The following is a 22,705-nucleotide window of genomic DNA, read 5'->3' as shown; positions in this document are numbered from 1 at the left end:
GCCGCGCCGCGTCGCCGTGATGGTGGAACCCGGCATCGCCGACCTGACCGCGGCGCAGCGAGCGGGCTTCGACGCGTTCCAAATCCATTTCAAACACACCGTGCCCCGCGCCCAAGTGATGGAATGGAACGAATTCATCGGGCGCGACCGCCTCTGGCTCGCCCCCAAGCTCCCTCCCGGCACCGACGTGTCGCCGATGCTCCTGCCGCTCGCCGACACCTTCCTCCTCGATACGTTTCATGAAACCGGCTTCGGCGGCTCCGGCCAGACCGGCGACTGGGAAAAATTCGCTCGCCACCAAGCCGCCTTCCCGGAAAAAACCTGGATACTCGCCGGCGGCCTCAACCCGCGAAACATCACCGACGCCATCGCCCGCAGCGGCGCGCGTTTCGTGGACGTGAACAGCGGGGTGGAGGACTCCCCCGGCATCAAGGACCCTGCGCTCCTCCGAGCCCTGCAGGGACTTTTGACGTAGCTCTCGCGACACCGCGCAACCCGCAGGCAAAAGCCGCTTTCAAAACAGATCCGCAATCCCCACTCCCAAGGCGTCGGCGAACGCCACGGCCTCGTAATCCAAAACGTAGCGCTCGTTGTTTTCGATGCGACCGATGGCCGATCTGTCCAGAAACACACCGCGAGCCGCCAGGCGTCCCGCCATGTCCTCAAGCGTCACCTTGGGCTCAAGCGACAAACGGATGCGGCGGACTTGGGCACCTATAAGATTGCGACCCTTGATTGCGGTAGTCTTCTTCATCTTTGGGTGAAATTCACCCATTGACATTATGCCCATGAAGGCCCTTTGGTGGGTGGACTTCACCCAAAGCTATGTCTCTCCCCTATAAATCCGCTGCCATGGCCGGTGTCGCGCCGCCCCATGCGAAGGGACATCGACTACCGTTGACAATGAAGGCGGATGCGCAGGTGGCGGAGCGCGACCGCATCCTCACGATCATCGGTCACGACCTGCGTGGTCCGGCCAATTCGCTAAAGTCGCTTGTGCAACTCCTCGCAGACAACGCGGCGACGTTCACGCCGAAGGAACTTGCCGATCTCTCACGCAAGATCGACCGGGCATGTTCGTTGCAATTGGAGTTGCTTGACAGCCTGCTGACATGGGGCCGGGCGCAGGCCGGGCAGGGATGGGAGCCGACATCGGTGATGGCAAGCGAAGCGCTGGAGGCCGCGTGGGGGCCGCTGGCTTCGCTGGCAGGTGAGAAGAACATTGGCATGACCGATGCGAGTCCGGCTGGTGTAAACGTGCTGGTCGATCCGCCGCTGTTGCAGACGATCCTGCGCAACCTGCTGGTCAATGCCATCAAGTTTACCCGCCCGGGCGGGCGCATTGAGGTGGGCGGACGTTTGCTGAAACCCGGGATGGCGGAGTTGCATGTGCGGGATAATGGCGTGGGCATCGCGCCGGAACGACTGTCCAGCCTGCTCGGCGGTGTGGTGGAGAGCACGCCGGGCACATGGTCGGAACAAGGGTCGGGCCTGGGGTTGCGCCTCTGCCGGGATCTCGCGCGCAAGGCGGGCGGCGGCATCCGGATCGAAAGCGCACCCGACCACGGGACGACCGTGTTCCTTACGCTGCCTGCCTTGAGAATCAATCCGGCAGGCAACGATCTTTGAATCACGAGGCGCCCCGTCCTTGCCGCCACGTCGCCGGGCTGACGCCAAACGCCTGCTTGAATGCCGACGACAGGTGATACGCGGACGAAAACCCCAACGCCTCCGCCACCTCCGCCAACGTTGCCCGCGAATTGCCCAGCAACCGCCGCGCCTTTTCCAAACGCAACCGCCGCACATACGCCCCCGGCGACAACCCCGTGCGCCGCCGGAACTCCCTGCGGAAATACGAATACGCCACCCCCAGCCGCTCCGCCAGTTCCGGCATCGACGGCGGCGCATCCACCTGTTCCAGCAAAAACATCTCCGCCCGCCGCACCGCCTGCTCGATCTTCAACGTCGCCGCCTCCGCATCGCGCCCGTTCCCTCCCCCCCCCCCCCCCCCCCGCCGCCGACGCGACCCCGCCGACGCGATCAACGCCGCCACCTCCCACGCCGCCGCCGACAGCTCCGGCACCGGCAACTCGCCCGCTCCCGTAGCGGACGACTCGCGCAACCGCCCGCAAATCCTCCGCAACACACTCTCCATCGCCGCTCGTTCCGGCACCACGCACGGCTCCTCCGCCGACCACTCGCCCGCCGCCTCCAACCGCGCGCACCCCGGCCCCTGCAACTCCACCCACCACTCCGTCCAACCCGTCCCCCGGTCGGGCGCATAACGATGCCACTCGTGCGGAAACAACACCAGCGCCGTCCCCGCCCCCACCTCGCGCAACGCCTGACGGCGCGACTCAAACCTCCCCCCCCCCTCCGCGATAAACACGATCTGCCACGCCGGCAGCACCCTCCCATATTCCCACGAAAGCGCATGATCCGCCGGGTGCCCGGCTGGCGGATACGCCCCGCCCGGCGCGTTGCGCAACACCCCGGCCCCCGTCACCACCAGCCCCCACGTCTCCGCCGCGGGCGGACACGGCAGATAACGAAAAAAATCACCCGCGCCCGCAATCGGCGCGGCCTTCGCATAAGATCGTCTCGACGGGCTCATTTCCTGTATGCCAAGGCTCATTCCGTGGATTCTCAACCTCGAAAAAATCGGCTACATTGCCCGCTCACGTTTCGATCAAACCCTGTATTCCACCCAATCCATGAGCACCACCAACGCCTACGCCCTCGCCCGCCAACGCTACGCCGACCTCGGCATCGACACCGAGATCGCCCTCGTCCGCGCCTCTTCGACCCCCATCTCCCTGCACTGCTGGCAAGGCGACGACGTCGGCGGCTTCGAGACCGCCGGAGCCTCCCTCTCCGGCGGCGGCATCCAGGCCACCGGCAACTATCCCGGCAAAGCCCGTTCCATCGCCGAACTCCGCGCCGACCTCGAAAAAGCCATCAGCCTCATCCCCGGCACCAAACGCCTCAACCTGCACGCCATTTACGCCGACTTCGGCAGCGCGCCCAAAGTCGAGCGCAGCGAACTCACCACCGCGCACTTCCAGACCTGGATCGACTGGTGCAAGGCGCAAAAACTCGGCTTCGATTTCAACCCCTCCTACTTCTCGCATCCACTTTCCAATGACGGCTTCACGCTCGCCAGCGCCGACAAGTCGATCCGCGAATTTTGGATCGCCCACGGCATTGCCTGCCGACGCATCGCCGCCGACGCCGGACGCCAGCTCGGCTCCCGCGTTGTCACCAATTTCTGGATGCCCGACGGCCACAAGGACACGCCCTTCGACCGCAACGCCCCGCGCCAGCGCATGAGCGATGCGCTCGACGCCATCTTCGCCGAAAAAATCGACCCCGCGCACAACGTGGACGCCGTCGAAAGCAAACTCTTCGGCATCGGTGCCGAGAGTTACACGGTCGGCTCCAGCGAATTTTTCCTCGGTTACGCCGCCACCCGCCAAAAGTGGCTCTGCCTCGACGCCGGACATTTTCACCCGACCGAATCCGTTTCCGACAAAGTCTCGTCCGTCATGCGTTACGTGCCCGGCCTGCTCCTGCACGTGAGCCGCCCCGTGCGTTGGGACAGCGACCACGTTGTCACCTTTGACGACGCCACGCGCTCGATGCTCGAAGAAGTCGTGCGCGGCGATTACCTGTCGCGCACCGCGATTGGCCTCGATTTCTTCGACGCCAGCATCAACCGCATTGCCGCCTGGGTTATCGGCACCCGTTCCGCGCAGAAGGCGCTCCTTGCCGCGCTTGTCGAACCCGCCGCGCAACTCCGCCAGGCCGAGGAAAGCGGCGACTACACCTCGCGCCTCGCCTGGCAGGAAGAGGCGAAGACGCTGCCCTTCTCCGAAGTGTGGGACGAATACTGCCGTCGCGCCAACGTCCCCGTCGGTCCCGCCTGGCTGCCCGAGGTCAAAGCCTACGAAAAAACCGTCCTCAGCCTGCGCAAGTAAGCGGACGGATGGGACAAGCGGCATCGAGGCGACGCATGTTCCTCCCCCCCCCCCCCCCCCCTCCCGACCTGCATTCAGTTATGCAGGTCGGTTTCGATTTCGGCAAATTGCTCCAGCGCAGCACGGAGGTCTTCAACGATTTCGGCGGCGATGATTTCAGGCGCGGGTAAATTCGCGCTGTCTTCGAGCGCATCGTCTTTCAGCCAAAAGATGTCGAGGTTCACCTTGTCGCGCTTGATGAGTTCGTCGTAAGTGAAGCTCTTGAAACGGTCGGTTTCTTTGCGGGTGTGACGGTTTAGAGTGGAAGCGGCATCCTGCCGCTTTTTATCCGAGCCAAGCGGCGGGATGCCGCTTCCACCATAACACGCGATAAAATCCGTGAGGTCGGCGGGCTTGAGCGGGTTTTCTTTGAGCGTGAAATGCTGGTTCGTGCGCAGGTCGTAAATCCAGAGTTTTTCCGTCCACGGGCGTTTGTCGTTCGCGGGTTTTTTGTCGAAGAAGAGCACGTTGGCCTTCACGCCTTGGGCGTAAAAGATTCCGGTGGGGAGACGAAGGAGCGTGTGGACATCCGCTTGTTGGAGGAGTTGGCGGCGGATGGTTTCGCCCGCGCCGCCTTCAAAGAGGACGTTGTCGGGCAACACCACGGCGGCGCGTCCGTGCTGTTTGAGGATGGAGAAAATGTGCTGGAGAAAGTTGAGCTGTTTGTTGCTGGTGCTCGCCCAAAAATCGTCGCGGTTGATGACGAGCGATTCCTTGGCGGATTCGCCTTCCTCGTTGACGATGGTGACGCTGCTTTTTTTGCCGAAGGGCGGATTGGCGAGGACGATGTCGTATTCGCCGTGTTTGCCGCTGAGGGCGTCGCGCGTGGTGACGGGGAGAGTTTTATCTGAATCACCGCCGATGCCGTGGAGCATGAGGTTCATCGCGCAGAGGCGCGTGACGCTGTCCACGAGTTCGACGCCGTGCAGGGTGCCGTTTTTGAGGAAGCGTTTTTGCTCCTTGTCGAGTTTGCGTTCGGGGCGGGCGAGGTAATCGTGCGCGGCGAGGAGAAAGCCGCCTGTGCCGCACGCGGGGTCGCAAATGGTCTGGCCGGGTTGCGGGGCCATCACCTCAACCATCGCGGCGATGAGGGCGCGGGGAGTGAAATATTGTCCGGCGCCGCCTTTCACGTCGGCGGCGTTTTTCTCCAACAAGCCTTCGTAGGCGTCGCCTTTCACGTCGGCTTCGAGGCTCGTCCACGTTTCCTTGTCAATGAGGTCGGCGATGAGTCGGCGGAGTTTGGCGGGGTCTTGGATTTTGTTTTGGGCCTTGCGGAAAATGAGGCCGAGCATGCCGCCGCATTTGCCGAGTTCGGTGAGGGTGATGCGGTAGTGCGTTTCGAGGTCGTCGCCGTCGAGTTTGACGAGCGCGCTCCAGGAGAATCCGGCGGGGATTTGAGATTTTTTGTTGTAGGGCGGCAGGCTCTTCTCGTGCTCCATTTTGAGAAACAGCAGATAGGTCAACTGCTCGACGTAATCGCCGTAGGAGAGCCCGTCATCGCGGAGGATGTTGCAGTAGTTCCAGAGTTTGGAGACGAGGGAGGAGGCGGTCATGCTGAGAAAGTAAGAGTTAAGAATTATGAATTAAGAAAACTGTGGTGGTGCGGCTGCGTGAGGCGGTTGCGCTTTGGAGAGATTTCCCGTCTTGCAATACCTGAAAATGGAGTTGGTTTGTCATCACGGATTGGGAATTCCCGGTCGGCTTTGGGTCTCGGTGAAAACCGGGGCCCTTTGTTTTATGGAGGAGTTTTAAGCCCATAAGGCATTCATCGGATAAGGTCTTTGTCTTCGTCTTCTATCACGGGACTGGCAAGCACTGCTGCGCGAATGCGTTCAAGCAACGCAGCGGGCAAATCCTTGCAATAACCCACTTTTTTGCGAACCACGAGGTCTGCCATTTCTGCCAGTGTGCGGCGGTGTATGACATTGCCATCAACCGCCGTGGGACACGAAAGTTCATCGTAATCGGCAGGGCCAAACTCCACCACCGTTGCCGGTCGCTCGCGATTGCGCTGGCGCACGTTTTCAATTTTCGAGGTGAACACCGTCATCAAGAGGAGCTTTTCAGAAAGCGGGTCGCGATTGAGCACGACGTAGTAGTGTGGCGCGAGCGAGGTAAGCTCGCGGGCCTGAAAATAAAAGACGCTGCCGCAACGCAAACCTAATTTGAGTTCCAATGGCAGCTTGTCCGGAGGCATGGGGCTGGCTCTGCGGACGTTCTCAGCTCAACATGCGTTCAGCGTCGAAACGCTCCTGAATGCCAGCGGCCAGGGCCGCGCGTTCATCGGACGAAAGCGCATGGCAGGGGTCTGTGCCGGGCACAGTGGAATCATCCAGAAAATCCCGATAACTCATCGGAATGCGCGTTTCGCGTCCGGATTTCAGCGGCTCTTCATGGCGCTTCCACTCGGGGTAGCGATGTGTGTATTCGGCAAGCTCGAATTCTTTCAGTTTTCCAAAATTTTCCCACGCCCAAGTGAGCGTGAGGCGGTCGGACTCGGACAGGGTGCGCGCCTCCACTTTGGCGATAGACCGGTAGCTGTAGCGGTCAACAGGGGCGAGATATTGGGCGCCATAGGAGCGCTCGGCATCGCTCATCATAGAATCCATTTCGGCCAGATCTTTCGCGCCGGAAGCGACGGGGCCATAAGGCATGGCGAGGTATTCGTCCCCGGTTATGGGACGCCCGTAACGCCGCAAATGATAGCGGTCGGCAAGGAAAACCAGTTTCAACGCCTTGAGCTTGTTGATTTCCCCGCCGGATTGACGTGCGAAGAAATTCAGCGTCTGCGTGGTTTTACGATGTGAAAAAGGAAAGGACATGGCTTGTTGTGGGAAAATGAGCAGGTAAGGGCAGAAAGGTCAAGAAGGGCACAGGTTACTGGAGGCCGTCTGCTCGACGTAATCGCCGTAGGAGAGTCCGTCATCGCGGAGGATGTTGCAGTAATTCCAGAGTTTGGAGACGAGGGAGAAGGCGGTCATTATAGAGAGTTTCGTTTTTGTGTGCGGATGCGGTAGAGGCGTTCGGTGAAGCCGCCTTCTTTTTCAAAGGCGGCGGCTTGCGCGGCAAGTTGGCGGTCGAGCAGGGCTGTGGCCACCGCTATCAGTGCCAGCGCACCGTTGGCGGCGATTTCCGGGTAGGTGGACTTTGTGGACGGAGTGGACGTTGTGGACCGAGCAGAATTCTGGATGTGTTCACCCTGTCCACGATGTCCACTCAGTCCACTTCGTCCATCATGCACCCCTCGTGCCCAGCGCGCCAGATCATCGGCGGTTTTCGGGCGCAGGGCGATCAGCCCGGCGCGGCGCGGGTCAGCCCGCGCCCAGAGGGGCAACCCGTGCTGCCGCAGGTAATCTTCGTAGTCGAGGCGCAGCTCTTCGAGGCTGGCGCGGGCGACGTTGGTGAGTTTGAGTTCGGTTTTCTTTGACGTGCCGGAGGCTTGGCTGCCCTCGGCGATGTTTTGCACGCCGGAACGCGCCGCCTGCACCATCTGGTCGCGGGTGCGACTGAATTTGTTAATATAACGCTCGGTGAAACGCACCGTCACATCGTAGGCAAGCTGCGCCACCTGAAAGCTCTTGAGCTTCCGGTAGCCGCCGTGCTGGGGGATGAGGGTGCAATCAACCATGTTGAGAATGTTTAATTAAGCCGTTACGATGACGTGGGTAATAGAGGAATGAACATAGCCATTATCACGCGGCGTCCATGTACGACGTTGGCCGTCAAAATAGTGATGTGTGCACTCTGGGAAAAAATCTTCTGGAATATGTATAAGGGCATTAGGGTTATGGAATAGCTCCATTCCATCGCTCCATTTTTCGGTATATCTCCCTACAATGACTTCTTCACAAAAAGGAGTTCCCTCAGTTGCGTTTGGGTCAAAATTATGACGTATTCCAGCTCGAAGCATCCTTACATCTTCATGGCCAAAACCAGCTAAAACACCCATCCGATTAAACTTAGCAAGAGTCGTGGAGTTCGAAAAAAGCACTACACTGACATTTTCAGCACCCGGCTGCTTAAAAAAGCCTGAAGGAATACATTTACTATTCCATTTGTGTTCAATAATTGGATGTTCAGTGATAATTAGTTTTCCATCCGATGATTTTTCCCATGTAGGCCGACTGCCATACAGATAATTACTAAGAGCTGGTGCAGACCACGTCATTGAGCCATCGGCGCAAAAATCATGAATGGCGAGTATCAACGGAACTTTCTTCATATGGTCGAGCTCCCAGTATTTTTTTTGAAGTTTAGAGTATAATGCGCTGCCAAATTTTATCGGCATATAATCTGCCCTCAATTTTTCCATTGCCTCTTTACTCTCTGGATTGGGCGGCTCTTCACCAGTAGTTGGATTGACTGTTGTAGCTTCTATTGCGAGAGGATGTCCCCATTTTGAAATCAAAAAATCAGGACGATTAAAGTCACGAATTATGTTGAATTTTTGCTCATATAAAAAGGCAAATAGTCCAAGTTCCCATAAACGGGCGTTAAACCCAGTTGTTTGGAAATCTTTGGAGTAGTTGCCATCTATATCCACAAAAGCCAACGCAATCTCCTCAATCATGCGGCGTGCTGCTAAATGATGCAGCCCTTCTGATATAATTTTAAAATTCTTATGTAATTTTTCATCAGGAATCTGTGTTCGCATGATTTCATGCCGTTTTCCTGAATTGTCATGCTGAGGGAACACATCCCCTGATGCTGCATGTTCAGTTAACGCTTGGTGCAAGGCGATGCGTGCCATTTCTTGCGTTTCAATAGAGACATTCAGGGCGACTCCACGGAAGAGACCACGTTCATCTCGCCCGAGAACAATCCACGACCAATCGTTATCGGTTAAATCCAAAAGAATGGTTCCAATTACTCTTTCTTGAGAATCTGCCCACCATTCCTTTTCTTTAGTGATGGACTCAGTGTGTGGCTGCCGTGAGTAGCAAAGTGCGTCGAAACGTGCACGAGTGATTTGTTTAACTCCGACTGGGGTATTTGTCATTTTATCCCTTCATTAAAGGTTTGTTGCAGTATTGATTGCCGCAGGTGGGTGGCGCGGGTGAGGTTGGCGGTGACGAGGGTTTCGAGTTCGTCGATGACGGAGAGGCGGCGTTCGACTTCGGCGACTATGCGGGTTTGTTCGGTGAGAGGCGGAAGGGGAACCGGAAGTGCTTCAAATCGACTTTTGTTTAATATCGGAAGCGTTGTTGCCGATGCATTGTCAATAATCTGCCGTTGTCCCAATGGACTATTGATATACCAATATACAAACTGCGATAATATAAGCTCATTAGGAACTGTCAGTGCATTGATTTGCTGATTTGTGGTGCATTGCACTCGAGCAAGTCCTGTTTTTCCAATAGTCGCACCGATACATGTAACCAAAATAGATAATGCAGGAAGAATCCTGCCATATTCTGCGCCCTTATTTGTTAATGAATCACGATACTCGCGAACATTGTAACCAACGTCTAAGTCTGAAGGCTTAAAGAATGGGATGCTCCCGCCGAAAAGTGCGGCGTTATTTTTGGGAGGGGTAAAGCCTGTGGTAGTTTGCCCAATTTGTTCGATGTTTGCCCAAGTCCAGCCTTCGGGGAGGGGCGGGAGGGTGGTGGTGTCGGGGGCGGCGGGGGGCTTGTATTTGCCTCGGCCTTGCCAGTTTTGTTTGCGGTCGCGGAGGATGCGGGCGAGGAGTTGCTCGCCAGTTTCGAAGGTGGAAGCGGCATCTTGCCGCTTGGTTTGGGAGCTTTTCAAACCAAGCGGCAGGACGTCGCTTCCACTTTTATACAGTTCGGCTTCGGTGGGGACGAGGCGGCCTTCGCAGGCGGATTTCAGGACGGCGGCGCGGTTGCGTTTGAGGTTCGCTTGCACTCGCTTCAACGCCGTCACCCCGGCGTCGAGGCGTGTGAATTGTTTTTCGATTTCGGCGACGATGCGGTGCTGCTGCGCCAAGGAAAAAGGAGGAAGGCAGAAGGAAGAAATATCACGAGGCCGAACTGCTGGATATAACGCGCCTTGCACCTTTTGGCACATGGCTTCGATAAAGGAGTTCGTTTGGACTGCGTAGAAGAGAAATTTTGATTCGGTATTTTGTGCGCGTAGAACATGAAATCCCGTGGAGCCAATGCTTCCGTCCAATTCGGGAGGAACCCATGCTACTGCATTCAAATTGGGGCGTGTCATTGAGACTAACACGTCTCCAGTCTTCAAAACTTGCTTTGCTCGGCTGGGTGCTTTCGAGGCGAGGAGAGTTTTTGCATCCTCTATCCGTTTTGTTTCCCTATTGATGCTCCCGATATCCACATAGACAAATTCCCGTCCAACGGGTCCGGTCTTCTCAACATTATCAACGCATAGTGCGCCTAAACTTTTGCAGTCGGCTTTCATTCTTTCGCCCTTTTGATAATGGTTACAAATATGGCAATGAGTTCATCACACTCTTGGCAAAGCGAAGATAATTTCATTTCCGGGACAATCTGGCTTTCTGCCAGCAATTCAAACCAGTAGGCAGTTTCTTCGATTTCACGCAGGCAATCACCTGTTTTGGCGATAAACTCAGCCTTGCTACGTGCGCGATGCGCTTCTCTATAATTTGCGCCAACGGAGGTCGCGGAACGCAAAACCTGTTTGCCCAAGATCTGTGCTTCCGTTGTCTTTGGCAGTGCGCAGAACATTCTGATTACGCGCAGAGCGAAATCTTTTGTGCGTTTTTTTAAGTCTGTTTCTTCCTTCTGCATTCTTATTTCTTCCTTGGAGTTCATGCAACGAGCACCTCATTAAGCTCTTCGAGGAGGGCGGGCAAGGTTTCTCCAAAAAGTTGGTGGGCTTTGCCCAAGCCGCCGCGTTGGGTGAAGGGGGCGTAGTCAAAATCGTCGGGGTCGATGCTGAGGGTGGTGGCGATGTGGTCGCGGATGTCGTGGAGCCACGCCAATTGGTCGGGGGTGAAGGTGATGCCGGCGGCGGCTTTGTCCGTGAGCCAGTTGTTGAAGCGGTCTTGGACGGTTTCGGCGAAGGGGCGGAGTTCGGGTTGCTTTTCGAGGGCGTAGCGGACGAGGGGGATGAGGTCGGCGAAGCGGTTGATGGCGCTGCGGCCTTTGACGCGCTCGGGGGCGGCGGTGGCGCAGGCGTTCCAGAGGGTTTCCTCGTTCCAGCGGGCGTTTTCGTCGCGGAGCTTGGTTTCGAGTTCCTTGAGGGTTTTTTCGGTGAGGCGTTGTTTGTAGGGGCGGTTGTAGAGGATTTGCAGGGCGGTGATTTTGGCTTGGTGTTGCTCGATGTAGGCGCGGAAGGATTGGAGGAGGGCGTCGGCGCGGGCTTTGGCGGCGGGGTCGAGGCCGCGGGCGATGACGTGGTCGGGGTTGGCGGTGTCGATGGTTTGTTCGTTTTCGCGTTTGGCGCGGACGAGGGCTTCGCGGAGGTCGGGGTTGGCGAAGGGGGCGCAGGCGGCGGCGGTGAGTTCGTTTTTGGCGGCGGCGAGGCGTTCGGGTGTGGTTTCGGCGGGGGTGGCGCCGGGGTGGCCGGTGGCGTGTTCGGCGATTTTGTCGGGGTCGATGGATTCGAGGAGGGCGCGGGCGATTTGGCCGAGGGTTTGGCCGGCGGTGTGCGGGAGGATTTTGGCGGCGATTTCGGCGGGGGTGAGCTGGCGTTCGAGGCGGGCGAGGCGCGAGGCGAGGGTGCTGAGGGTGTCGTCGTCGCGTTTGCCGAGGGGGATGGCGAGGAGGATTTTTTCGAGGGCGACGGCGGGTTTTTTGTCGAGGGGCTGGGATTCGGTTTTGTCGGATTCGCAGACGCCGACGGCATCGACGATGATGAAGTGGGTTTTGGCGCGGGCGTCGGCGCCGGAGACGGATTGGAGTTCGGTGGGGGTGAGGACGCGGGTGCCGCGGCCTTTCATTTGCTCGAAGTAGCCGGGGCTGCGGACGTCGCGGAGGAAGACGAGGCATTCGAGGGCTTTGATGTCGGTGCCGGTGGCGATCATGTCCACGGTGACGGCGATGCGGAGCGTGGGGGAGTTGCGAAACTCGGCGATGAGGTCGTCTTTTTTGGCGGGTTTGCCGGTGAGGTGGTGTTTGGATTGGTAGGTGATTTTTTTGCAGAAGTCGTTGCCGCGTCCGAAGACTTCGCGGGTGATGTGGACGATTTCCTCGGCGTGGGAGTCGTCCTTGGCGAAGATGAGGGTTTTGGGGACGAGGGCTCGGGCGGGGAAGAGTTCGGTGGCGAGGGCGTCGCGGAGGGCTTGGATGATGGTGCGGATTTGGGAGGGGTTGACGATGGAGCGGTCGAGTTGCGCGGGGTCGTAGGCGAGGTCTTCGTCGAGGAGTTGTTGGCGGAGGGCGCGGGTCTGGCGGTCGCGTTTGGTGACGTGGTAGCCTTTTTCGATGGTGGCGCCGTGCTCGGTGATGCGGGTGCGGATGCGGTAAACGTCGTAGCCCACGTTGACGTTGTCGGCGACGGCGCGTTCGTGGCCGTAGTCCATGACGAGGTTTTGGTTGAAGAAGGCGACGGTTTGCGCGGAGGGCGTGGCGGAGAGGCCGATGAGGTGGGCGTCGAAGTATTCGAGGACTTGGCGCCAGAGGTTGTAGATGGAGCGGTGGCATTCATCGATGACGATGAAGTCGAAGGTTTCGATGGGGATGGCGGGGTTGTAGGCAACGTCGCGGGGGCGGTTGTCGGCGGCGCTGAGGTCGGCGGCGGAGAGTTCGTCGAGGTCCTCGGCGAGGTCGGCTTCGCCGCGGAGCATAGAGTAGAGGCGCTGGATGGTGCAGATGGTGACGCGGGCGACGGGGTCGAGTTTGTTGGAGGCGAGGTGTTGGACGTTGTAGAGTTCGGTGAACTTGCGTGCGGTGTCGGGTGTGCGGAATTGGTCGAATTCGCCTTTGGCTTGTTTGCCGAGGTTGGCGCGGTCAACGAGGAACAGGATGCGGCGCGCGCCTGCGTGTTTGATGAGGCGGTGTGAGAAGGCGCAGGCGGTGTAGGTTTTGCCGGAACCAGTGGCCATTTTGAGGAGGGCGCGGGGCTGGTCGTCGGCGAAGGAGGTTTCGAGGTTGGTGATGGCTTCGACTTGGCAGGCGCGCATGCCGTCGGTTTTGAGCGGGTGCGCGACGGGCATGGCAGCGAGGCGGGCGCGGAGGGTGTCTTTTCCCGCGATAAAATCGGCGAGGGTTTCAGGACGATGGAAACTGAAAACGCGGCGGGAGCGCGGGTGCGGGTCGCGTTCGTCGCGGAACAGGGTTTCAACGCCAGTGGATTCGTAGGCGAAGGGGAGTTTGGCGATGTCGGCAGGGCAAAGCGTGGCGAGAAAATCGGGGAGGTTTTGGGCGTAACTGGCGGATTGTTCGGCGACAGTGGAGAGTGTGTAACCAACGCGCTTGGCCTCGATGACGCCGACGGGGTTTCGGTCAACGAGGAGCAGGTAATCGCAAGGGCCGGTTTTGAGCGGGACTTCGCGCAGGGCGATACCGCGCGCGGCGGAGGGGTTGAGTTTCTTGTAATCCTGCACGGTCCAGCCAGACGCTTCGAGCATGGCGTCGATTTGCTGGCGAGCTTGCTGTTCGGGCGTGGTAGGCATGAGGGACGGGGACAAGTGAAGGATTTTTGTGAGATGCGCTCAATCACAAGTTCTTGCGCCTTGCGATTTGCCCCCCCCCTCCCCCCCCCCGGCGCTTTATGGCGCGGGGCCCCAGCGGCGGGTGAAGGGGTAGTAAATCATGAGCGGGCGGCCCACGACGTCCTTGGCCGGGACAGTGCCCCAGTAGCGTCCGTCGAGGCTGTTGGCGGAGTTATCGCCGATGGCCATGTAGCGGTCGGACTCGACGGTGAACACCTTGCCGGCGGCGAGGTATTTCTCGTTGCGGTAACCGGGATAGTTGTCGGCTCGACGGGCGTTTTTGTCGAATGCGGGAGAGCCTGTAATGGGCGCGCCATTACGCAAGAGGGCATAGTCGCGGATTTCGAGCTGGTCGCCAGGGACACCGACAAGGCGCTTGATGTAGTATTGATCGGTGGGGGTTCCGGGGGATTGGTAAGCGTGGAGTGCGGTGAGCTTGTCGGTGCGGAAAACAAATCCGTCACCCACGCTGGGGCGCACAAAATGGTAACTGACGCGGTCCACAAAAAGCTGGTCGCCGGTCAGGATGTCGAAGGAGAGGAGGCGCTGGCCGGTGATGACGCTGCGGCCGGTGCGCAGGAAATAGGCGCGCTGGAGTCCGCTGGTGGTTTGCACGGCGCGTTCGACGAGTTTGCCGGAACGTCCGTGGTCGGCGATGATTTCGCGGAGGAGACGCTTGTCGCCGGGGAAAAAGGCGTCGCGCACCACCCAGTCGAAATCGAAATCCGCGGGCACGGTGACGGTCGCCGCTGTATCGCCAACATAGATACGGCATTCGCGGTGCTGGGCGGGGAGAACGACCCAGTTGCGGCCGGGCACGGAACGGGAAAGCACCTGGCCGTTGCCGCTGATGGGGATGAGGACTTCGCCCGTGGCAGGGGAGTCGATGCGACGGGTGCTGGAACCGGTGAGGACGAAGTTGGCGAGGCGCGCGAGGGAGCCGGGCTCGTCGGCGGGAGTCTGGTAAACCTGCCCGGTCATTCCATTGTAGCTGGGCCACATGGAATTGGTCGGTATCTTGAAGGGCTGCACGATGTAGGTGCGGATGCCGAGAATGATGATGGCGGCGACGAGGAAAAATTCGACGTTCTCAACGAGCCCGGACTTGGGGTAGTGGGTGCCGCCGACGCGCTTGAGGACGGGTTCGATGGCTTCGATGGCGACTTTGAGCTTGGCGGCATCAACGCGTTCGCGGAGGGCAACGCGGAGGGCGGCGGCGCGCGCCTGGAGTTCGGTGCGGAGGGCGGGGTCGAGGATGTCGCGCCGGTAGTTGTAAATTTTGTCCGCCAGTTCGAGCCAGTTGGCGGCGTGTTTGCGCATCTTTTTTTCTTCGGAGAGGAACAGGCTGAACATGGCGTGAGTGACGGAGCGGTGAAATGGTGTGACGAGGTGCGCGGCGAGTCCGCGAATCGGCGGATGAAAGCAGGGAACCGCCGATGCGCCACATGATTTTGAAGCGTCCGCCAAAGACGTTGCCACACCGTTCCAGCCCGGTTGCACGCAGGAGGCGTCGGGCACCGAGGCGCGGACCGGGTCTCCCGTCAGCGCCGTTCGTGATGGCGGCCCACCGCCATGACCACGACTCCGGCCAGCCCGGCAAGGAGCAAGGCGCAGGTTGCGGGTTCGGGAACCGTCGTCAGGTAAAGGCCGTCGTTCTCCACCCATGTGAACAGGTAGCCGGGGCCGTTGGTCAGGTTGAAATATCTGTCCGCGTCGAATCCCGTGCCATAAGCGATGTCTTCCAATTGTGTGTAGCCCAAAATCTTGAGCATTTCGCCGGCGGCCAGACCCTCAAAGTCCAGCAGCGTTACATTGATATCCGCACTGCTTGCCGAGAAATCCAAGGCCAGCGTGCCGGTTTCGATCAGGGAATAAGTCGGATCGAAGACGAGAGTCGATCCGCCGCCCAAGGTCAGCGTGTCGCCCACGTTGACGAAGGCGTTGCTGGTGGAAGAGCCTTCCATGCGGAAAACGGTGTTGCTGGCGATGTGCATCGCGCCAGTGAGGTCGAGGGTGTGGCCTGCGGTCAGGATCAGGGTGTCGGTTTCGTGGGTTAGTCCGCCGAGTGTGGAACTGGCGGCGAGCGTGAGGGAACCTGCGCCGGTTTTCGAGAGCGTGCCGACGCCGGAAAAGCCGCTGGCGATGGTGATGGTCTTGCCATTGGTGTCCACCGTGCCGCCGTTGGCCTTCACGTCGATGGTTCCGATGTTGCCGATGAAGTCGGCACCGGCATTGGCCCCGGCGCGCAGGGTGCCGCCATCGAAGCTGAGTTTACCGTTGCCAGCGCCCTTGCCCACGACCGCAGTTTCCAGAACGCCGCCGTCGAGGTTGATGTTACCGGTGCTTCCGGCGTAAGATCCCATGACGGCGGCACCGGAGATGGCCACTTCTCCTCCGGTAACGTTGAGCGTCCCCGCACCATTAATTCCGACGTAAACATGCTTTTCGGCGTCAAATTTTCCGCCACTCACATTGATCGTGCCCCGGCTTCCCGCATCGTAACCAATGTAGGTGTAGCCATGCTGGGTGATCGTGCCGTTTTCCGACAAGTTCACGGTTCCCTCGCCACCATGGCCGACGACGAGAGCGTTTTTCATCTCCATGTGTCCCGAGTCCGTAATCGAGATGACGCCACTGCTGCCGTTCAGACGACCGACATAGATGTTCCACAAACTGTTAACGTGACCGTCGCCGCCGATATTCAGCCTGCCTTTGCCGGTGTATTGGTCTGCGCCGCCAACGTATATGTCGCCGCCCTGGTCGATGCCGGACTGCAACAATCCGCCGTCGACGTGGACAACGCTTTCTTCCGTCCCCGCTCCGATAAATATCTGCCAGCCTGATTTCACCGTGCCGCTGTTCAGGACCAGCTCACCCTTGCCGCCGCCGTTGAAGCCGACACGGATATCCTGCCAACTGGTCAATTCGCCGCCATCGTTGACGGTCACCCTGCCATAACCATCGACGCCGCCGTTGCGACCGCCGATAACCACGGTGTTGTCCGACCAATTGTCGCTGGCACTGACCTTGCCGCCGTCCAGTATCAGGTAACCGGTGCCGCCGTGGCCCACACGAAGATGAGACAAGGCGAGTTCCCCGTCGCTTTTCACCGCCGTCCCGCCGTTGTTGATGAAGATGTTATCCCATGCCCCAGGAATTCGTTCCAGATTCCAATTCTGGGAATCCGACCAGTCTCCTGTTCCCGGATTCGTCCACTGCAAATCAACCGCCTGTGAAGGGACGATCAGAGAGGAAAGGCAAACGATGGCAGCTAGAGCTGAGGCTAGTTGGCTAAATTTCATCACGCCATATTGCCTGAAACCGATAGATCGAATAAGTCAGGTAAAGACCTGATTTTTAATCAATTCGATTAATTTAAATCCCTACATCAAAACACCTAGATAATGACGGAAACTCCTATGATAGAATAGGATGAAACCACTTAAAAACCTCAAAACAATCGCCAAAGCATCTCAAATTGAGATGTAGTCGTTGCCCTACCGGATAGGATCGGGCTACGACTTTCTTGAGATTATTCTAAAACATGAGGGCGGCGAGGATGCCATCATCTCATCGAGAGTGTAGCCGTCGTCTTAACGGTAGGGAGGCCTTTGTGCCCTTTGCCGAGGGCAGCCCTTCGGGCCATCGCCTTCGGCAATGCCATCTCCGCGCTGCTGCGCTCCGTCCGAGGCCTCCGAAACCACGCTCCATCTACCTATGAATTTCGCATCCTCACACTACGCACGGCGGAGGCCTCGGAGAGGCCTCCCTACCAGGTATCAAATGGCTACAGCTTAAATGAAACTGCTTTAGGGAGTGTAGTCACGAGATAAGATTGACTGAGTTTTTTTGTGATGGAGAATGTCAGCATGGCGAAAGATCAACACCGTCACGACATTTCGGACCGAGTTTGGAGCGTTCTGGAGCCGCTGCTACCTGGAAGGAAAGGAGCGTGGGGAGGGGTGGCGGAGGACAACCGCAAGTTCCTCAACGCGGTTCTGTGGATTTTACGCACTGGTGCGCCTTGGAGGGATCTTCCAGAGGATTACGGAGGGTGGAGCAACACGCACAGGCGTTTTTGTCGCTGGAGAGACAAGGGGCATTGGGAGCGCCTGTTGTCGGAACTGATGAACGAGCCCGATTTTGAGTGGCTGATGATTGATGCCAGTCATGTCAAAATCCATCCGCATGCAGCGGGAGCCAGAGGTGGAAACGAGGCGATCGGTCTGACAAAAGGGGGCGAAACACCAAACTACATTTGGCCGTGGATGCGCATGGTATGCCGGTGCGAGTCATTGTTACAGCGGGTTCCACGGCTGATTGCACACAGGCTGGCAGGTTGATTGAAGGCATTGCCGCAGACCATCTGATCGCCGACAAGGGATATGACACCAACGCCATCATCGAAATGGCGCAGGCCGCAGGCATCTGCCCGCAGATTCCTCCAAAGACCAATCGCATAGAACAACGCGAATATGACCCTTATCTTTATCGGATCAGGCATCTGGTAGAAAATGCATTCCTACGACTCAAGCAATGGCGCGGCATCGCAACCCGATACGCAAAACGAGCCTCCTCTTTCCTCGCTGCCGTCCAATTCAGGTGTGCCATCCTCTGGGCTTCAATCTCGTGACTACACGCTCTAGTTCTTCAAAACTTGAATGAAGGCATCCGGAGGGATGGAGACTTTGCCGATGAGCTTCATCTTCTTTTTGCCTTCCTTCTGCTTGTCGAGGAGCTTGCGTTTTCGGCTGATATCGCCGCCGTAACACTTGGCGGTGACGTCCTTGCGCATTTCCTTGACGTTGTCGCGGGCGATGATCTTGCCGCCGATCGCCGCCTGGATCGCCACCTTGAACATCTGGGCGGGGATGATGTCGGCGAGTTTTTCGCAGAGTTCGCGGCCTTTGCCCTCGGCTTTGTCGCGGTGCACAATGCTGGCAAAGGCATCGACTGGGTCGCCGTTGATGAGGATGTCCATCTTGACGAGGTCGGCAGGACGATATTCGCCGAGTTCGTAGTCCATGGAGCCGTAGCCGTGGGTGACGCTTTTGAGGCGGTCGTTGAAATCGACAAGGATTTCGTTGAGGGGGAGGTGGCAGGTGAGCATGACGCGCGTGGCGTCGAGGGTGTCGGTGTGCTCGACAGTGCCGCGCTTTTCCATGACGAGGGCGAGAATGTCGCCCATGCTGTCGTTGGGGATGTGGATGGCGGCTTTGATGGTGGGCTCGGAAATGTATTCAATGGTGCCGGGGTCGGGGAGCATGACGGGGTTGTCCACTTCGATTTCGTCGGCGCCGTGGGATTTGACCCGATAAACGACGCTCGGATACGTGGAGATGATCTCGACGTCGTGTTCGCGGCGAATGCGCTCCTGGATGATCTCCATGTGGAGGAGGCCGAGGAAGCCGCAGCGGAAGCCGAAGCCGAGGGCGACGGAGCTTTCGGACTGGTAAAGAAAAGCGGCGTCGTTGAGTCGGAGGCGGCCAAGGGCGGCCTTGAGTTTTTCGTAGTCGCTGGATTCGAGCGGGTAGAGGCCGCAGAAGACCATGGGACGGACTTCCTTGTAGCCGGGGAGCATTTCGGTGGCGGGGCGCTGGGTAAGGGTGACGGTGTCGCCGATTTTGATTTCGGAGGGGTCTTTGATGTTGGAAACGAGGTAGCCGACGTCGCCCGCGCTGAGCGAATCGAGCTTGGTCATCTTGGGGGTGAAGACGCCGACTTCCTTGATTTCGGAGCGCTGGTTGGTGCTCATGAGCGTCATCTGGTCGCCGGCCTTGAGGGAACCGGAGAAAACGCGGGCGTAGGTGATGACGCCGCGGTAGGAGTCGTAAAGAGAATCGAAAACGAGGGCGCGCGTCTGCGGGTAATCCGCCCAGCGGGGGGGGGGGATGCGCTGCACGACGGCTTCAAGAATATCCTCAATGCCGATGCCGGATTTACCGCTGGCGAGGATGGCCTCCTCGGCGGGAATCATGAGGATGTCTTCGAGTTGCTGCGTGCAGAGGTCGAGATTGGCAGAGGGGAGGTCGATCTTGTTGATGACGGGGATGATCTTGAGGCCCTGCGCGGTGGCGAGATGGGCGTTGGCCACGGTCTGGGCTTCGACGCCTTGGCCGGCATCGATGAGGAGGACGGCACCTTCGCAGGCGGCGAGCGAGCGGGAGACTTCGTAGGCAAAGTCCACGTGGCCGGGGGTGTCCATGAGGTTGAGTTTGTAGCGATGCCCGTCCTTGGCGGGGTAGGTCATGGCGACGGGGTGGCTTTTTATTGTGATGCCGCGCTCGCGTTCGAGGTCCATGGCATCGAGGTGCTGGTCGGTCATGACGCGTTGCGCGACAGTGTTGGTGTATTCGAGCAGCCGGTCGGAGAGCGTCGTCTTGCCGTGATCGACGTGGGCGATGATGCAGAAATTGCGAGTGAGCGAAACGTCCATGAGTGCAGTATGTGTGACCGCAACACCGGCGAGGCGGAGAGGCGGGCGTCAAATGAAACCTGTCAGCGTGAGGGGTGGCGGGCGGCTTTCAAGCGGCGAAATTGAGGTGGTCAGTTTTGGGGTGCGATAATCAAAACCGATGTCAAGACGCCGGAGGGCGGGTTTTGCTGCCAATCCCCGCCAGACGCGGCGCAGCCGCGCCCATCCGTATCGTTAATCCTGTATTCGGATGGGCGAGGCTCGCTGATGCGAGCCTCGTCGGCGGGTCAGGAGACCCGCCCTCCACTAGCAAACGCAATCAGAGGGCAAGTTCTTCGAGGCGCTTTTTAAGAGTGGGCCGGGTGATGCCCAGCAGGTCGGCTGATTTGGCGATGTTGCCATCGGTCGCACGATAGACGCGCGCGATCATCTCGCGTTCGAGGCGTTTGAGGATCGGTTCGATGTCGGCCGTAATGGTCAGTTCGTGATGCAGAAAATCCAACGCTGACTCCAGTGTGGGCGTTGCGGTGGTGGACGGGGGGGGGGGGGGGGACGGAGCGGCAATGGTGGCAGGGGAGGCGGCTTCGCCGTCGAACACTGAACGCTGAACGTTTAACATTGAACGTTCAATGTTCGGAGGGGGGGGGGGAGAGGGCGTGGTCGTCGAAACAGCAGTCGCAAGCGGAGGGACGGCGTCGCGGATTTCGACGGGCAAATCCTTGGGAAGTATCATGTCGCCCTGCGCGATGACGGCGCTGCGATAAACGACGTTTTCGAGTTCGCGCACGTTGCCCGGCCAGTCGTGGCGGGCGAGGATGTTCATGGCCTCGGGCGAGACTTTGCCGACGCGCGCCTTCTTCTGCTTGACGAGGTTTTGCAGGCAAAAGTCCACGATCTGCGGGATGTCACCGGTGCGCTCGCGCAGGGGCGGCATTTTGATGCGCACGACGTTGAGCCGGTAATAAAGATCCTCGCGGAAAGTCTTGGCCTTGACCATGGCTTCGAGGTCCTTGTTGGTGGCGGCGATGATGCGCACATCGACCTTGATCGTGTCGGTGCCGCCCACGCGCTGGATTTCGCCTTGCTGGAGGACGCGCAGGATTTTGGTCTGCGTGGCGAGCGCCATGTCGCCAATCTCATCAAGAAAAATGGTGCCGCGGTCGCAGAGTTCGAACTTGCCGATGCGCTGGCCGGTGGCGCCGGTGAAAGAGCCTTTTTCGTGACCGAAAAGTTCGCTCTCGATCAGATTGTCGGGGATGGCGGCGCAGTTGACGGCGATGAAGGATTTGGCGGCGCGGTGCGAGTGTTTCCAAATGGAGCGGGCCACGAGTTCCTTGCCCGTGCCGCTCTCGCCGGTGATCATGACGGTGACGTCGCTGGCGGTGACTTGTCCCACGATTTTGAATACATCCTGCATCACAGGCGACGCGCCCACGATGCCCTCGCGGTAGTCGTCCACGTTGATGGTCGGCTTGTATTCGCCGGCGGCGCGCATGTCGTGGTGGGCCTTGAGCGCGTTTTCCGCCAAGGCGAGCACCTTGGCCGGGTCAAACGGTTTCATGATGTAGTCGAACGCGCCAAACTTCATCGCCTCGATGGCCGTCTGCGCCGTGCCGAAGGCCGTCATGAGGATCACGAGCTGGCGCGGGTTGACGGAGCGGATGTGCTGGAGCGCCTCAAGTCCGCTCATGCCGCCCATGCGCACGTCGAGAAAAACGACATCGGGCGCGGGGCCTTTTTTGACCAATCCCACGCCTTCCTCGCCGCTGGCGGCTTCGACGACCTGGTAGCTTTTGGATGAAAGAACGCGACTGAGCGAATAACGCACCTCGGCGTCGTCGTCGATGACAAGGATGACTGGCGGCTTTGAGTCGGGCATGACAATCGTTGAAATCCCAAAAATCCAAAAGAACAAAGCTCAAAAGGAGTCCCGCGCCTTGGGTTTGGGGCACGCTGTGTGCCTTTGGGATTTGTCCGTTTGCTTGTCGTTTGGGATTTACCGGCGCAGCCGGTTTCTATTCTTCCAGTTCCACGTTCCAGTAGGCCAGATCAAGAAAGTCCTTCCAGCGTTCGCGTTGCTGGTTGTTGAGCACGAGCGAGATCACGGGGCGCCACTTGGGTTTCACGGGCTTGCGGATGAGCCGCATCCTCGCCTCGTGCGGGAGGCGGTTGGCCTTGTGGCTGTTGCAACGGATGCACGAGCAAACGATGTTTTCCCAAGTGGTGCGCCCGCCGCGGTCACGCGGGATCACGTGGTCGAGGTTGAGGTCCTCCCGGTCAAACACGTTGCCGCAATACTGGCACGTGTCCTTGTCGCGCTCGAAGACATTGTTGCGCGTCAGCTTGAGTTCCTTGCACGGCAGCCGGTCAAACCACGTGAGCAAAATCACCCGCGGCAACCGGATGGCGGTGCGTGGTGTGTGGACCACCTCCCATTGCTCGACGGGCGGGTTGTCGCGCGAGAAATCCATCCAGTCCAGAAGACTGAATACGCGAAAATCGTCCTCATGATGGTGCACGACTCCGGCATGCCCGCGGGCGAGCAACGCAAATGCCCGCCGTGCCCCGACGACATTTACTGCCTGCCAGAGGCGGTTAAGGACCAGCACAGGTTGTTCAAGCACGTCCTCCATATCGGGCCCATTCGGCTAAAGACTGTCCCGCACCCTGTCA

General features: G+C 58.9%; 20 protein-coding genes. 4 read left to right on the top strand and 16 right to left on the bottom strand.

Translation table 11 applies throughout. The features are described from left to right. On the top strand, positions 1 to 475 hold a 475-nt coding region (locus OBACDRAFT_RS12965; RefSeq protein ID WP_043586209.1), incomplete at its 5' end, for a phosphoribosylanthranilate isomerase. 39 nt (positions 476 to 514) lie between these two features. On the opposite strand, the gene OBACDRAFT_RS12960 is transcribed toward OBACDRAFT_RS12965, so the two are convergent. Continuing rightward, on the bottom strand, positions 515 to 754 hold the full coding sequence (locus tag OBACDRAFT_RS12960; protein WP_043586208.1) for a helix-turn-helix domain-containing protein: 240 nt from the start codon (positions 752 to 754) through the stop codon (positions 515 to 517). A gap of 98 nt (positions 755 to 852) precedes the next feature. On the opposite strand from OBACDRAFT_RS12960, the gene OBACDRAFT_RS12955 reads away from it, so the two are divergent. Next, positions 853 to 1,629 carry a sensor histidine kinase gene (locus OBACDRAFT_RS12955; RefSeq protein WP_125068922.1) on the top strand — a complete coding sequence of 259 codons (777 nt, stop codon included), beginning with the start codon at positions 853 to 855 and terminating at the stop codon, positions 1,627 to 1,629. 1 nt (position 1,630) lies between these two features. On the opposite strand, the gene OBACDRAFT_RS30735 is transcribed toward OBACDRAFT_RS12955, so the two are convergent. Beyond that, positions 1,631 to 2,635, bottom strand: coding sequence for an AraC family transcriptional regulator (locus tag OBACDRAFT_RS30735; protein ID WP_269799068.1), 1,005 nt, complete (start codon positions 2,633 to 2,635; stop codon positions 1,631 to 1,633). 79 nt (positions 2,636 to 2,714) lie between these two features. On the opposite strand from OBACDRAFT_RS30735, the gene OBACDRAFT_RS12945 reads away from it, so the two are divergent. Next, entirely contained in the window at positions 2,715 to 3,977 is a 1,263-nt protein-coding gene (locus OBACDRAFT_RS12945; protein WP_043586236.1) for an L-rhamnose isomerase, read from the top strand. A gap of 74 nt (positions 3,978 to 4,051) precedes the next feature. On the opposite strand, the gene OBACDRAFT_RS12940 is transcribed toward OBACDRAFT_RS12945, so the two are convergent. From OBACDRAFT_RS12940 to OBACDRAFT_RS12900, 11 genes are all read right to left on the bottom strand, one after another. Then, positions 4,052 to 5,569 carry a class I SAM-dependent DNA methyltransferase gene (locus OBACDRAFT_RS12940; RefSeq protein WP_043586205.1) on the bottom strand — a complete coding sequence of 506 codons (1,518 nt, stop codon included), beginning with the start codon at positions 5,567 to 5,569 and terminating at the stop codon, positions 4,052 to 4,054. A gap of 212 nt (positions 5,570 to 5,781) precedes the next feature. Further along, entirely contained in the window at positions 5,782 to 6,213 is a 432-nt protein-coding gene (locus OBACDRAFT_RS12935) for a hypothetical protein (protein ID WP_043586204.1), read from the bottom strand. A gap of 22 nt (positions 6,214 to 6,235) precedes the next feature. Beyond that, on the bottom strand, positions 6,236 to 6,838 hold the full coding sequence (locus OBACDRAFT_RS12930) for a Panacea domain-containing protein (RefSeq protein ID WP_043586203.1): 603 nt from the start codon (positions 6,836 to 6,838) through the stop codon (positions 6,236 to 6,238). 39 nt (positions 6,839 to 6,877) lie between these two features. After that, positions 6,878 to 6,997, bottom strand: coding sequence for a type I restriction-modification system subunit M N-terminal domain-containing protein (locus tag OBACDRAFT_RS29795; protein WP_232767091.1), 120 nt, complete (start codon positions 6,995 to 6,997; stop codon positions 6,878 to 6,880). After that, on the bottom strand, positions 6,997 to 7,644 hold the full coding sequence (locus OBACDRAFT_RS12925; protein WP_043586202.1) for a four helix bundle suffix domain-containing protein: 648 nt from the start codon (positions 7,642 to 7,644) through the stop codon (positions 6,997 to 6,999). The genes OBACDRAFT_RS29795 and OBACDRAFT_RS12925 overlap by 1 nt, the downstream gene beginning before the upstream one ends. Before the next feature lie 15 nt (positions 7,645 to 7,659). Further along, positions 7,660 to 9,015 (bottom strand): hypothetical protein, encoded by a 1,356-nt coding sequence (locus OBACDRAFT_RS28230; RefSeq protein WP_157837060.1) that lies wholly within the window; start codon positions 9,013 to 9,015, stop codon positions 7,660 to 7,662. Next, a complete protein-coding gene (locus OBACDRAFT_RS25395; RefSeq protein WP_081722028.1) occupies positions 9,012 to 10,400 on the bottom strand; it encodes a restriction endonuclease subunit S in 1,389 nt (462 codons plus the stop codon). Before OBACDRAFT_RS25395 ends, OBACDRAFT_RS28230 begins: the two co-directional genes overlap by 4 nt. After that, positions 10,397 to 10,774 carry a four helix bundle protein gene (locus OBACDRAFT_RS12915; RefSeq protein WP_052361927.1) on the bottom strand — a complete coding sequence of 126 codons (378 nt, stop codon included), beginning with the start codon at positions 10,772 to 10,774 and terminating at the stop codon, positions 10,397 to 10,399. Before OBACDRAFT_RS12915 ends, OBACDRAFT_RS25395 begins: the two co-directional genes overlap by 4 nt. After that, positions 10,771 to 13,578, bottom strand: coding sequence for a type I restriction endonuclease subunit R (locus OBACDRAFT_RS30730; protein ID WP_043586201.1), 2,808 nt, complete (start codon positions 13,576 to 13,578; stop codon positions 10,771 to 10,773). The genes OBACDRAFT_RS12915 and OBACDRAFT_RS30730 overlap by 4 nt, the downstream gene beginning before the upstream one ends. Positions 13,579 to 13,674: 96 nt before the next feature. Further along, positions 13,675 to 15,135 (bottom strand): signal peptidase I, encoded by a 1,461-nt coding sequence (gene lepB / locus OBACDRAFT_RS12905; protein WP_232767086.1) that lies wholly within the window; start codon positions 15,133 to 15,135, stop codon positions 13,675 to 13,677. Positions 15,136 to 15,158: 23 nt separating this feature from the next. Next, entirely contained in the window at positions 15,159 to 16,703 is a 1,545-nt protein-coding gene (locus tag OBACDRAFT_RS12900; protein WP_198529900.1) for a PEP-CTERM sorting domain-containing protein, read from the bottom strand. Positions 16,704 to 17,486: 783 nt separating this feature from the next. Between OBACDRAFT_RS12900 and OBACDRAFT_RS26595 the strand changes: the two genes are divergently transcribed. Beyond that, a protein-coding gene (locus OBACDRAFT_RS26595) for an IS5 family transposase (protein WP_088179262.1) occupies positions 17,487 to 18,250 on the top strand; the annotation gives its coding sequence in 2 pieces (ribosomal slippage) (positions 17,487 to 17,859 and positions 17,859 to 18,250; 765 coding nt in all). A 9-nt stretch (positions 18,251 to 18,259) separates the two neighbouring features. Here the strand turns inward: OBACDRAFT_RS26595 and lepA are convergent. The 3 genes from lepA to OBACDRAFT_RS12875 all read right to left on the bottom strand — a co-directional run bounded on the left by lepA (position 18,260) and on the right by OBACDRAFT_RS12875 (position 22,665). Continuing rightward, complete coding sequence (gene lepA, locus OBACDRAFT_RS12885) at positions 18,260 to 20,053, bottom strand: translation elongation factor 4 (protein ID WP_043586198.1); 1,794 nt, start codon at positions 20,051 to 20,053, stop codon at positions 18,260 to 18,262. A 298-nt stretch (positions 20,054 to 20,351) separates the two neighbouring features. Then, positions 20,352 to 21,911, bottom strand: coding sequence for a sigma-54-dependent transcriptional regulator (locus tag OBACDRAFT_RS12880; protein WP_043586197.1), 1,560 nt, complete (start codon positions 21,909 to 21,911; stop codon positions 20,352 to 20,354). 136 nt (positions 21,912 to 22,047) lie between these two features. Next, entirely contained in the window at positions 22,048 to 22,665 is a 618-nt protein-coding gene (locus tag OBACDRAFT_RS12875) for an HNH endonuclease (protein WP_043586196.1), read from the bottom strand. Positions 22,666 to 22,705: the final 40 nt, after the last annotated feature.

Origin of the sequence: Geminisphaera colitermitum TAV2 (assembly GCF_000171235.2) — a bacterium.
In the GTDB taxonomy this organism is placed as follows: domain Bacteria; phylum Verrucomicrobiota; class Verrucomicrobiia; order Opitutales; family Opitutaceae; genus Geminisphaera; species Geminisphaera colitermitum.
Note: the sequence above shows the minus strand (reverse complement) of the source record. Positions and strands in the feature narration are given on the sequence as shown.

Excerpts from the sequence above, each read along its gene's own strand:
- OBACDRAFT_RS12960 (WP_043586208.1), bottom strand. The coding sequence starts at position 754 with ATGAAGAAGACTACCGCAATCAAGGGTCGCAATCTTATAGGTGCCCAA.
- OBACDRAFT_RS12955 (WP_125068922.1), top strand. The coding sequence starts at position 853 with ATGGCCGGTGTCGCGCCGCCCCATGCGAAGGGACATCGACTACCGTTG.
- OBACDRAFT_RS30735 (WP_269799068.1), bottom strand. The coding sequence starts at position 2,635 with ATGAGCCTTGGCATACAGGAAATGAGCCCGTCGAGACGATCTTATGCG.
- OBACDRAFT_RS12945 (WP_043586236.1), top strand. The coding sequence starts at position 2,715 with ATGAGCACCACCAACGCCTACGCCCTCGCCCGCCAACGCTACGCCGAC.
- OBACDRAFT_RS12940 (WP_043586205.1), bottom strand. The coding sequence starts at position 5,569 with ATGACCGCCTCCTCCCTCGTCTCCAAACTCTGGAACTACTGCAACATC.
- OBACDRAFT_RS12935 (WP_043586204.1), bottom strand. The coding sequence starts at position 6,213 with ATGCCTCCGGACAAGCTGCCATTGGAACTCAAATTAGGTTTGCGTTGC.
- OBACDRAFT_RS12930 (WP_043586203.1), bottom strand. The coding sequence starts at position 6,838 with ATGTCCTTTCCTTTTTCACATCGTAAAACCACGCAGACGCTGAATTTC.
- OBACDRAFT_RS29795 (WP_232767091.1), bottom strand. The coding sequence starts at position 6,997 with ATGACCGCCTTCTCCCTCGTCTCCAAACTCTGGAATTACTGCAACATC.
- OBACDRAFT_RS12925 (WP_043586202.1), bottom strand. The coding sequence starts at position 7,644 with ATGGTTGATTGCACCCTCATCCCCCAGCACGGCGGCTACCGGAAGCTC.
- OBACDRAFT_RS28230 (WP_157837060.1), bottom strand. The coding sequence starts at position 9,015 with ATGACAAATACCCCAGTCGGAGTTAAACAAATCACTCGTGCACGTTTC.
- OBACDRAFT_RS25395 (WP_081722028.1), bottom strand. The coding sequence starts at position 10,400 with ATGAAAGCCGACTGCAAAAGTTTAGGCGCACTATGCGTTGATAATGTT.
- OBACDRAFT_RS12915 (WP_052361927.1), bottom strand. The coding sequence starts at position 10,774 with ATGAACTCCAAGGAAGAAATAAGAATGCAGAAGGAAGAAACAGACTTA.
- OBACDRAFT_RS30730 (WP_043586201.1), bottom strand. The coding sequence starts at position 13,578 with ATGCCTACCACGCCCGAACAGCAAGCTCGCCAGCAAATCGACGCCATG.
- lepA (WP_043586198.1), bottom strand. The coding sequence starts at position 20,053 with ATGGACGTTTCGCTCACTCGCAATTTCTGCATCATCGCCCACGTCGAT.
- OBACDRAFT_RS12880 (WP_043586197.1), bottom strand. The coding sequence starts at position 21,911 with ATGCCCGACTCAAAGCCGCCAGTCATCCTTGTCATCGACGACGACGCC.
- OBACDRAFT_RS12875 (WP_043586196.1), bottom strand. The coding sequence starts at position 22,665 with ATGGAGGACGTGCTTGAACAACCTGTGCTGGTCCTTAACCGCCTCTGG.